The organism is Mesorhizobium sp. M2A.F.Ca.ET.037.01.1.1 (assembly GCF_003998075.1).
GTDB lineage: Bacteria > Pseudomonadota > Alphaproteobacteria > Rhizobiales > Rhizobiaceae > Mesorhizobium.
Window position 1 is genome coordinate 1 of record NZ_RZSA01000151.1, and the last position, 9,320, is coordinate 9,320.

Annotated in this window: 8 protein-coding genes and 1 pseudogene; 6 read left to right on the top strand and 3 right to left on the bottom strand. The window is 63.2% G+C overall.

Features of this window, described 5'->3' with window-relative positions:
- Positions 1 to 159: 159 nt before the first annotated feature.
- Positions 160 to 2,961: a [protein-PII] uridylyltransferase gene (locus EOA27_RS10325; protein WP_127256083.1), complete on the top strand. Its 2,802-nt coding sequence runs from the start codon at positions 160 to 162 to the stop codon at positions 2,959 to 2,961.
- A gap of 40 nt (positions 2,962 to 3,001) precedes the next feature.
- Positions 3,002 to 4,609 carry a murein biosynthesis integral membrane protein MurJ gene (gene murJ / locus EOA27_RS10330; protein WP_127256085.1) on the top strand — a complete coding sequence of 536 codons (1,608 nt, stop codon included), beginning with the start codon at positions 3,002 to 3,004 and terminating at the stop codon, positions 4,607 to 4,609.
- Here the strand turns inward: murJ and EOA27_RS10335 are convergent.
- Positions 4,584 to 4,988 (bottom strand): type II toxin-antitoxin system VapC family toxin, encoded by a 405-nt coding sequence (locus tag EOA27_RS10335; protein ID WP_127256087.1) that lies wholly within the window; start codon positions 4,986 to 4,988, stop codon positions 4,584 to 4,586. The two genes, murJ and EOA27_RS10335, sit on opposite strands and share 26 nt — an antisense overlap.
- Positions 4,988 to 5,233, bottom strand: a complete 246-nt coding sequence (locus EOA27_RS10340) for a PSK operon transcription factor (RefSeq protein WP_042645823.1) — start codon at positions 5,231 to 5,233, stop codon at positions 4,988 to 4,990. The genes EOA27_RS10335 and EOA27_RS10340 overlap by 1 nt, the downstream gene beginning before the upstream one ends.
- Positions 5,234 to 5,520: 287 nt before the next feature.
- Here EOA27_RS10340 and trpS point away from each other — a divergent pair, with 287 nt between their 5' ends.
- The 3 genes and pseudogenes from trpS (at position 5,521) to EOA27_RS10355 (ending at position 8,000) form a co-directional block, all read left to right on the top strand.
- A complete protein-coding gene (gene trpS / locus EOA27_RS10345) occupies positions 5,521 to 6,588 on the top strand; it encodes a tryptophan--tRNA ligase (protein ID WP_127256089.1) in 1,068 nt (355 codons plus the stop codon).
- A 157-nt stretch (positions 6,589 to 6,745) separates the two neighbouring features.
- Positions 6,746 to 7,236: pseudogene (locus EOA27_RS10350) on the top strand (universal stress protein).
- A gap of 194 nt (positions 7,237 to 7,430) precedes the next feature.
- Positions 7,431 to 8,000 (top strand): NifU family protein, encoded by a 570-nt coding sequence (locus EOA27_RS10355; protein WP_127256091.1) that lies wholly within the window; start codon positions 7,431 to 7,433, stop codon positions 7,998 to 8,000.
- A gap of 262 nt (positions 8,001 to 8,262) precedes the next feature.
- On the opposite strand, the gene EOA27_RS10360 is transcribed toward EOA27_RS10355, so the two are convergent.
- On the bottom strand, positions 8,263 to 8,880 hold the full coding sequence (locus EOA27_RS10360; protein WP_127256093.1) for a L,D-transpeptidase: 618 nt from the start codon (positions 8,878 to 8,880) through the stop codon (positions 8,263 to 8,265).
- Between the two features lie 227 nt (positions 8,881 to 9,107).
- Between EOA27_RS10360 and EOA27_RS10365 the strand changes: the two genes are divergently transcribed.
- The coding region (locus EOA27_RS10365; RefSeq protein WP_127256095.1) for a MerR family transcriptional regulator at positions 9,108 to 9,320 on the top strand (213 nt) is incomplete at its 3' end.

A 9,320-nucleotide genomic window follows, 5' to 3' on the forward strand; every position in this document is an offset into this window, starting at 1 on the left:
GCGGAGGTAGTCCTTCCAGCTACTGGAAGGTCAAGGGCCAGTTTCGACTTTCGGAAATTCTGGTCGTTTGGCCTTGCGCTGCATCAATCGCGCGCCATCGGAAACGCGGACGCCAGCCCCATACACAGCGCGAAGAAAACAGGCTATAGACGCCGCCGAATGGCAAAGATCTCCCTGAAACTCAACGAAATCATCGATGGCGACGCCTTGCGCCGCGACTTGACCGCGCTGACGTCGGCAAGCGCCGGCGACGGTTCGGGACCGGCGGTTCGCACCGCCGTGCTCCAATTGCTCAAAGCCAGGCTGGCGGAGGGGCGCAAGATCGCCGAGGCCATGCTCAAGGAGGATGGCGGCGGCAATGCCTGCGCCGAGCGGCTCTCGCATCTGATGGATGAGCTGATCCGGGCGCTCTATGATTTCGCCGCCACCCATGTCTACCGGGTAAAGAACCGTTCGGTGGCCGAGCGCATGGCGGTCGTGGCGGTCGGCGGCTACGGCCGCGGCACGCTGGCGCCGGGCTCCGACATCGACCTCCTGTTCCTGCTGCCCTACAAGCAGACGCCATGGGGCGAGCAGATCGTGGAGTATATGCTCTACATGCTGTGGGACATGGGGCTGAAGGTCGGCCACGCCACCCGCAACATCGAGGAATGCCTGCGGCTGTCGCGCAGCGACATCACCATCCGCACCTCGATCCTCGAGGCGCGTTTCCTGTGGGGCGAACAGAAGCTCTATGAAGAGCTGCTCACCCGCTTCGATCACGAGGTGGTGCGCACGACCGGGCCGGAATATGTGCAGGCCAAGCTTACCGAGCGCGACGAGCGCCACGCCAAGGCCGGCGAAAGCCGCTATCTGGTCGAGCCCAATGTCAAGGACGGCAAGGGCGGGTTGCGCGACCTGCAGACACTGTTCTGGATCGGCAAATATTTCTATCGCGTGCGCACCGGCGAGGAGCTGGTCGAGAAGGGCGTCTTCACCCAAGCCGAATATCGCGAGTTCCAGAAGGCCGAGGATTTCCTCTGGGCGGTGCGCTGCCACATGCATTTCCTCACCGGCAAGGCGGAGGAGCGGCTGCATTTCGACATCCAGCGCGAGATCGCCGAACGTCTGGGCTATACGACGCATCCCGGCCTGTCGGCGGTCGAGCGCTTCATGAAGCACTATTTCCTCGTCGCCAAGGATGTCGGCGACCTCACCCGCATCTTCTGCGCGGCTCTCGAGGAAGAGCAAGCCAAGCATGTGCCTGGCTTCAACCGCATCTTCCTCACCTTCCAGCGGCGCAAGCGCAAGCTTGCCGGCACGTCCGATTTCATCGTCGACAACCACCGCATCAACATCGCCGACGACGGCGTGTTCGAACGCGACCCGGTCAACCTGCTGAGGCTCTTCTGGTTCGCCGACAAGCATGGGCTGGAGTTCCACCCCGACGCGCTGAAGCTGCTCACCCGCTCGCTCGGCCTGGTCAACAAGTCGCTCCGGCGCGACGAGGAGGCCAACCGGCTGTTCCTCGACATATTGACCTCGGACCGCAACGCCGAGCTCAATCTCAGGCGCATGAACGAGGCCGGGCTGCTCGGCAGGCTGATCCCCGACTTCGGCAAGATCGTCGCCATGATGCAGTTCTCGATGTACCACCACTACACGGTGGACGAGCACCTGATCCGCTGCATCGGCGTGCTGGCCGAGATCGAGCGCGGCGATGGCGAGAAGATTCACCCGCTGGCGCATTCGCTGATGCCGGGGCTGAAGAAGAGCCGCGAAGCGCTTTATGTCGCGGTGCTGCTGCACGACATCGCCAAGGGCAGGCCGGAAGACCATTCGGAGGCCGGCGCCCGCATCGCCCGACGCATCTGCCCGCATATGGGGCTGTCGCCGGCCGATACCGAGACCGTCGCCTGGCTGGTCGAAAACCACCTTGTGATGTCGATGACGGCGCAGACGCGCGACCTCAACGACCGCAAGACGATCGAGGATTTCGCTTCGATCGTGCAGTCGGTGGAGCGGCTGAAGCTGCTTTTGATCCTCACCGTCTGCGACATACGCGGCGTCGGGCCGGGCGTGTGGAACGGCTGGAAGGGCCAGTTGCTCCGCACGCTCTATTACGAGACCGAGCTGCTGCTGACCGGCGGCTTCTCGGAAGTGTCGCGGGCGCAACGTACCGCCGCCGCGCGCGAACGGTTGGCCGAGGCGCTCTCGGCCTGGCCGGCCAAGGAGCGCAAGCGCTATGTCGCGCAGCACTATGAGAACTACCTGCTGACGGTCGACCTCAACGACCAGCTGCGCCACGCCGACTTCATCCGTGAGGCGGATGCGGCGGGCAAGAAGCTCGCGACCATGGTCAAGACGCATGAATTCGAGGCGGTGACCGAGATCACCGTGCTGGCGCCGGACCATCCGCGCCTGCTTTCGATCATCGCCGGGGCGTGTGCCGGGGCCGGCGGCAACATCGTCGACGCACAGATCTTCACCACTTCCGACGGGCGGGCGCTGGACACTATCCTGATCTCGAGGGAGTTCGACCTCGATGAGGACGAGCGGCGCCGCGCCGAGCGCGTCGGCCGGCTGATCGAGGACGTGCTGTCCGGCAAGAGCTGGCTGCCGGAGATGATCGAGAAGCGCACCAAGCCGAGGCGTGGCGCCAAGGTTTTCAGGATTCCGCCGCGCGCCGAGATCCGCAACACGCTGTCGAACCGTTTCTCGGTGATCGAGGTCGAGGGGCTGGACAGGCCGGGCCTGCTGTCCGAGATCACCGGCACGCTCTCCGACCTTTCGCTCGACATCGCCTCGGCGCATATCACCACCTTCGGCGAGAAGGTCATCGACACATTCTACGTCACCGACCTGACCGGACAGAAGATCGACAGCCCGACACGCACCGCTACCATCCACAAGCGGCTGATCGATACGCTGGAAGGCAATTCGTCGGAACGCAACGGCAAGGCCAAGGCGGCGGCCGAGTGACCATCCATTTGACGCAATTTCCCTGGCAGTCCTTCCCGGCATGAGCCTCGTCAAGAAATTCGCCACCGTCGCTTCCGGCACGCTGATGAGCCGAGCGCTGGGTTTCGGCCGCGAGATGCTGATGGCGGCGGCGCTCGGCACCGGGCCGGTCGCCGACGCCTTCAACGCCGCCTTCCAGTTCCCCAACACTTTCCGCCGACTGTTCGCCGAAGGCGCCTTCAACGCCGCTTTCGTGCCGCTCTTCGCCAAAGAGATCGAGCAGCATGGCAATGAGGGCGCCAAGCGCTTTTCGGAGGAAGTGTTCGGCGTGCTGTTCTCGGCGCTGCTGGCGCTGACGATCGCCATGGAACTGGCGATGCCGCTGATCGTGCGCTACCTGGTGGCGCCGGGCTTTGCCGATATCCCGGGCAAGTTCGAGACGACCGTCACGCTCGCCACGATCATGTTCCCGTATCTCATCTGCATGTCGCTCGGCGCCATGATGGCCGGCATGCTGAATTCGCTGCGCCGCTATTTCGCGGCGGCGATCGCGCCCGCCTTCCTCAACATCATCCTGATCGCCGTGCTGGGTTACGCCTGGTATCACGGGCTGGATGCGCATGGTGTCGGCTTCGGCTTGTCCTGGGGCGTGCTGGCGGCGGGCATCGTGCAGCTCGCCATCGTCTGGATCGCGGTGCGCCATGCCGGCATCTCGATCGGCTTTCGCCGTCCGAAGATGACGCCCAACGTCAAGCGGCTGCTGATCCTGGCGCTGCCGGCGGCGATCACCGGCGGCATCACCCAGATCAACCAGCTGATCGGCACGGCGATCGCCTCGGCGCAGAATAGCGCGGTCTCGTCGCTCGCCTATGCCGACCGCATCTACCAACTGCCGCTCGGCGTCGTCGGCGTGGCGGTGGCAATCGTGCTGTTGCCGGAACTGTCGCGGGCGCTGAAATCGGGCAATCTGGTCGAGGCTGCCAATCTGCAGAACCGCTCGGTCGAGTTCACCCTGTTCATGACGCTGCCGGCGGCGGCGGCGCTCTGGGTGATGTCGGAACCAATCGTGCGGCTGGTCTATGAGCGCGGGGCGTTTGCCGCCAACCACTCGACGCCGATCGTCGCCTCGATCCTGGCGATCTTCGGCCTAGGCTTGCCCGCCTTCGTGCTGATCAAGGCTTTCACGCCGGGCTATTTCGCGCGCGAGGACACGCGCACGCCGATGATCTTTGCGGCCATTTCGGTCGGCGTGAACGTCGCCACGGCGCTCACCCTATTCCCGTCCATGGGGGCGCCGGGCATAGCGGTGGCCTCGGCCGTCGCGGGCTGGGTCAACGCGCTGATGCTGCTCGCCATGCTGATCCGGCGCGGTCATTGGGGCCGCGACATCCCGCTCTTGAAGCGCATTCCAAGGCTGGTGCTGTCGGCGGTGATCATGGCGACCGCGCTTTACTTCGCCGAGCACTACTTCGCCGCAAGGCTAGGGCCCGGCTCGCCCCTGGTGGTGAAGGCGACGACGCTGTTCGCGCTGATCGGCGGGGGGGCGGCGCTCTATTTCATTGCCGCCTTCGGCACCGGCGGCGCCGAATTCGGCATGATCCGCAGGAACGTGAAGCGGGGCGAGGCAAAATCTGCGCCGCCAGTCACGAAACAGTCTCCAGATCAGTGAGCCTGAATTCGTCGGCGGTGGAAAGCATCGGAACTGCGTAGTAGCGGGCGCAAGCGTAGTGGAAACAATCCGCCATGTTCAGGCGCATGGCGTTGCTGCGAAACCGCGACGCGGCCTCGATAGATAGCGACGCTGCCTCGGGTGCGGGCGGAAGCTCGCGCAACGCAATTGCCCGCTCTTCCAGAAAGCGGCCCACAATCTCCGCACATCTGACGACCGGTATGGCTAGCTTTTCCGGTCGCGCTAGCGCCATCGCCGCCTCCCACACGGCGATGGCGGAAGTGAACGGTGCCGACGCTTCCGTGACCGCTCGCGCGCAGCGCTCGGCTTCGACCTCGTTGCTTAGCATCGCGACGATGGCTGCAGCGTCGACAAACATCAGTCGTCGCCAGACAATTCATCGTAGACCGAACGAGGCAGCGGCTTGCGCGCCTGCTCGCTCAACTCAATTCCAAATTCGGCCCTGAGCCGAGCAGCCGTCTCCAACGGCGTCTCACGATTGCGGCGACGCTCCAAGGCTTCGCGCATGGCGATCACGATGGCCTCGGTGATTCCGACACCCTCGATCCTCGCCAAGGTGCGAGTCAGGCTGTCCGCTTCCTTATTGTTGATATTGATGGTCATCGCTCTCCTACATTTCTCTATGTAGCTAACACAATGTAGCAAACTATGCGAGATACATCAATGGCGGACCCCGGAACGGAAGATACGGGAGCCAGATCAAATCCCAAGATAGGAAGATTGTAGGCGCTAAGCCGGCAGCCTCTTGATCCCGCTGTCCCCTTCGGCCATAAGCGCGCCCGTCGAAAGACTTTCGCCGCGCGCGGTTTCCAGCCGCATGATTGGCTCCAAAAAGTCTGCAACTTTTTGGAATCATGCTTAGACGGCCCTCCACAAGCCATGAGGAACTCATGTCCCCCTTCAAGCCACTCGTCTTTTCGGGCGTCCAGCCGACCGGCAATCTGCATCTCGGCAACTATCTCGGTGCCATCAAGAAATTCGTCGCCCTTCAGGAACAGTCCGACTGCATCTATTGCGTCGTCGACCTGCATTCGCTGACGGCGCAGCTCGTCCATCATGACCTCGGCGACCAGACCCGCTCGATCACCGCTGCGTTCCTGGCCTCCGGCATCGACCCGAAGAAGCACATCGTCTTCAACCAGTCGCGGGTCATGCAACACGCCGAGCTTGCCTGGATCTTCAACTGCGTGGCGCGCATAGGCTGGATGTACCGGATGACGCAGTTCAAGGACAAGGCCGGCAAGGACCGCGAGAATGCCTCTCTCGGCTTGCTCGCCTATCCCAGCCTGATGGCCGCCGACATCCTGCTCTACCGCGCCACCCATGTGCCGGTGGGCGAGGACCAGAAGCAGCATCTGGAGCTCACCCGCGACATCGCGCAGAAGTTCAACAACGACTTCTCCGAGAAGATCGCGGCGCTCGGCGTCGGCGTCGAAATGCAGGTCGGCGAGGAGACCGTGAACGGCTATTTCCCGATCACCGAACCGGTCATCGGCGGTCCGGCGGCGCGCATCATGAGCCTGCGCGACGGTTCCAAGAAGATGTCGAAGTCGGACCCGTCCGACCTGTCGCGCATCAACCTGACCGACGATGCCGACACCATCTCGAAGAAGATCCGCAAGGCCAAGACCGATCCGGAGGCCTTGCCGAGCGAGGTCGACGGGCTCGAAAGCCGGCCCGAAGCGGAAAACCTCGTCGGCATCTATGCCGGCCTGGCCGAGATCTCGAAGGAAGACGTGCTGAAGGAATATGGCGGCCAGCAGTTTTCCGTGTTCAAGCCGGCGCTGGCCGACCTTGCGGTCGAGAAGCTGGCGCCGATCGCTTCGGAGATGCGCCGCATCCAGGGCGACCGCGCCTATGTCGACGCCGTGCTCAAGGACGGCGGCGACCGGGCCCGCGCAATCGCCGAAGGCACGATGAAGACGGTTCGCGACATCATCGGCCTGCTGCAGGACTGACCGACCGGTCTAATAGTTGTTTCGACGCAATTCCGGACGGAAAACCTCTTCACACTTTTCCTGGAATTGCTCCAGGACCATCGCCACGCCGGCCGGCGGCTTGCCGCCGGTTCGCGGCGGTGGCAGATTGCGGCCAATTGATACCGAGCAGATAGACATGGTCTCCAAACGCCTCAGCCGCGAAGCCGGCCATCGCCGCAAATTCCTGGCGATCATCGACGACACGCCCGAATGCGAGCGCGCGGTCGCCTACGCCTCGAAGCGGGCGCAGCACACCAACGGCGTGCTGGTGCTGCTCTATGTCATCGAGCCTGACGACTTCCAGCACTGGCTGGGCGTGGAAAAGATCATGCGCGAGGAAGCAAACGCGACGGCGCGCGGAGCCCTCGACGGCCACGCCAACAAGGTACGCCAGATCGTCGGCATCGAGCCGGAACTGGTGGTGCGCGAGGGCAAGCCAACCGACGAGATCCACAAGCTGATCGAGGACGACCAGGACATCGCCTTCTGGTGCTGGCCGCCGGCGCCGGCAAGGAAGGCCCGGGGCCACTGGTCAGCGCGGTTGCCGGCCGGGGGGCGGCTTTCCCAATTCCTGTCACGGTGGTGCCGCAGAATCTGTCGGATGAGGAGATCGACAGCCTCGCCTGAGATGTGCTGATATTCAGGTGAGGCCGGTCTGCTAACGGCCTGACCTGAATCTCAACACATCTCAAGTGGATGAGGGTCGAAAACATTCCGCCAGCCAGCCGTTCAGGGCGACGCGTTTCGCTTGAATGTCGAGCCGATAGAGCCTATTTAGAATTATTCCAAACTATCGGCCCGGGAAGGGCCTGGAGATACCCATGTTCATCCAGACCGAATCGACGCCGAACCCGGCGACGCTGAAATTCCTGCCGGGCAAGGAAGTGTTACGCGAAGGCACAGCCGATTTCCGCAACGCCGAAGCCGCGGCGGAGGCCTCGCCGCTGGCCGGCCGGCTGTTCGAGATCCCGGGCGTCACCGGCGTTTTCTTCGGCTATGATTTCATCACCGTGACCAAGGACGGCCCGGACTGGCAGCATCTGAAGCCGGCCATCCTCGGCGCCATCATGGAACACTTCATGTCTGGCGCGCCGGTCATGGCCGCGGCCGCTCCGGCGAGCGAAGCCGGCGGGACCGGCGAGTTCTACGACAAGGCCGACGAGGAGCTGGTGCTGACCATCAAGGAACTGCTCGACACGCGCGTGCGTCCCGCGGTTGCCCAGGACGGCGGCGACATCACCTTCCGCGGCTTCGAGAACGGCACCGTGTTCCTGCACATGAAGGGCGCCTGTGCCGGCTGCCCGTCGTCGACCGCGACGCTGAAGCACGGCATCCAGAATCTGCTTCGCCACTTCGTTCCGGAGGTCCAGCAGGTCGAGCAGGTCGCCTGACGCCCATTGATAGTTCTACCCTGCTGGCCATCTGCTTCGGTTTTCTGCGCTTCCGGTGCTCACGTACTTAAACGTACGCTCCGCTCCGGTTCTCGAAAACCAAACCATATGGATTCAGCAGGACGAACTCTCAAAAGGGCGTCGAGCCGCACCACCCAAGAAACAAAAAACCGGGCCCCAACAGCCCGGTTTTCTGTTTTTGGACGTCTTGTTGTTGCCTAGACGGTCCGCCTGCGAAAGCTTTTGGCCTTGGCCTTCGTGATCACATCACGATGACCTTGGCGCCGACCGACGCGCGGTCGTAGAGGTCGATAATGTCCTGGTTCATCAGCCGGATGCAGCCCGACGACATCGCCTTGCCGATCGAGAACCATTCCGGGCTGCCATGCAGGCGGTAACCCATGTCGCCGCCCTTGTTGAAGAGGTACATGGCGCGCGCGCCGAGCGGGTTCTTCAGCCCCGGTTCCATGCCGCCGGCGAACTTGGCGAGCTCGGGCTGGCGCTTGATCATCTGCGAAGGCGGCGTCCAGGTCGGCCATTCGCGCTTCAGCGCGATGTGGGCGGTGCCGTGCCACTCGAACCCCTCGCGGCCGACGCCGATGCCGTAACGCATCGCCATGCCGTCGCCCTCGATGAAGTAGAGGAACTTGTTCTGGGTGTCGACAATGATGGTGCCCGGCTTCTCCGAAGTGTCGTAGCGAACTTCCTGCCGGTGGTACCTGGCGGGCACCTTCTCGATCGGGATGCGCGGCAGCTGATAGCCGGCATCGGTCATCGCGCCATAGTTGTTGGTGAACAACTGCCCGCCGATGGTGCTGCAGCCGCTGACCGCGGTCGACAGCGCAAGGGCGGCGAGGATTGCAAACGACTTCAAGCGCATGAAAAGGTCCGACGCCCTGTCTCTGTATCAGCGGCACGAGTCGGCCGCTTTCTTGCCATCATTCATGCTGGCATTTCTTTTGCTTGCCAAGCGCGCACTGCCTATATGCAAGGCCTTACCTGACGGTAGATGCCGAACTGCGGCATTTCCGCAACAGGCCTCACAGGATTGTGAAACAAAATCAATGAGGCGGCTTCAGGCGCCGCCGGGGACTTGAGGAGAGCGCCATGAATGTCGGAGACGCCGCCGAACGTTCCGGCCTGCCGGCCAAGACCATCCGCTACTATGAGGAGATCGGCCTGATCCGTCCGGCGCGAGCCGATAATGGCTATCGCGACTACTCCGGCGAGGATATCCACCGGCTCGCCTTCCTGCGCCGCGCGCGCAATCTCGGCTTCTCAATCGACGATTGCAGGCAGCTTATGGCGCTCTATCAGGAC

Bases quoted from the DNA above. Each gene is read 5' to 3' on its own strand.
- EOA27_RS10325 (WP_127256083.1), top strand. From the start codon at position 160: ATGGCAAAGATCTCCCTGAAACTCAACGAAATCATCGATGGCGACGCC.
- murJ (WP_127256085.1), top strand. From the start codon at position 3,002: ATGAGCCTCGTCAAGAAATTCGCCACCGTCGCTTCCGGCACGCTGATG.
- EOA27_RS10335 (WP_127256087.1), bottom strand. From the start codon at position 4,988: ATGTTTGTCGACGCTGCAGCCATCGTCGCGATGCTAAGCAACGAGGTC.
- EOA27_RS10340 (WP_042645823.1), bottom strand. From the start codon at position 5,233: ATGACCATCAATATCAACAATAAGGAAGCGGACAGCCTGACTCGCACC.
- trpS (WP_127256089.1), top strand. From the start codon at position 5,521: ATGTCCCCCTTCAAGCCACTCGTCTTTTCGGGCGTCCAGCCGACCGGC.
- EOA27_RS10355 (WP_127256091.1), top strand. From the start codon at position 7,431: ATGTTCATCCAGACCGAATCGACGCCGAACCCGGCGACGCTGAAATTC.
- EOA27_RS10360 (WP_127256093.1), bottom strand. From the start codon at position 8,880: ATGCGCTTGAAGTCGTTTGCAATCCTCGCCGCCCTTGCGCTGTCGACC.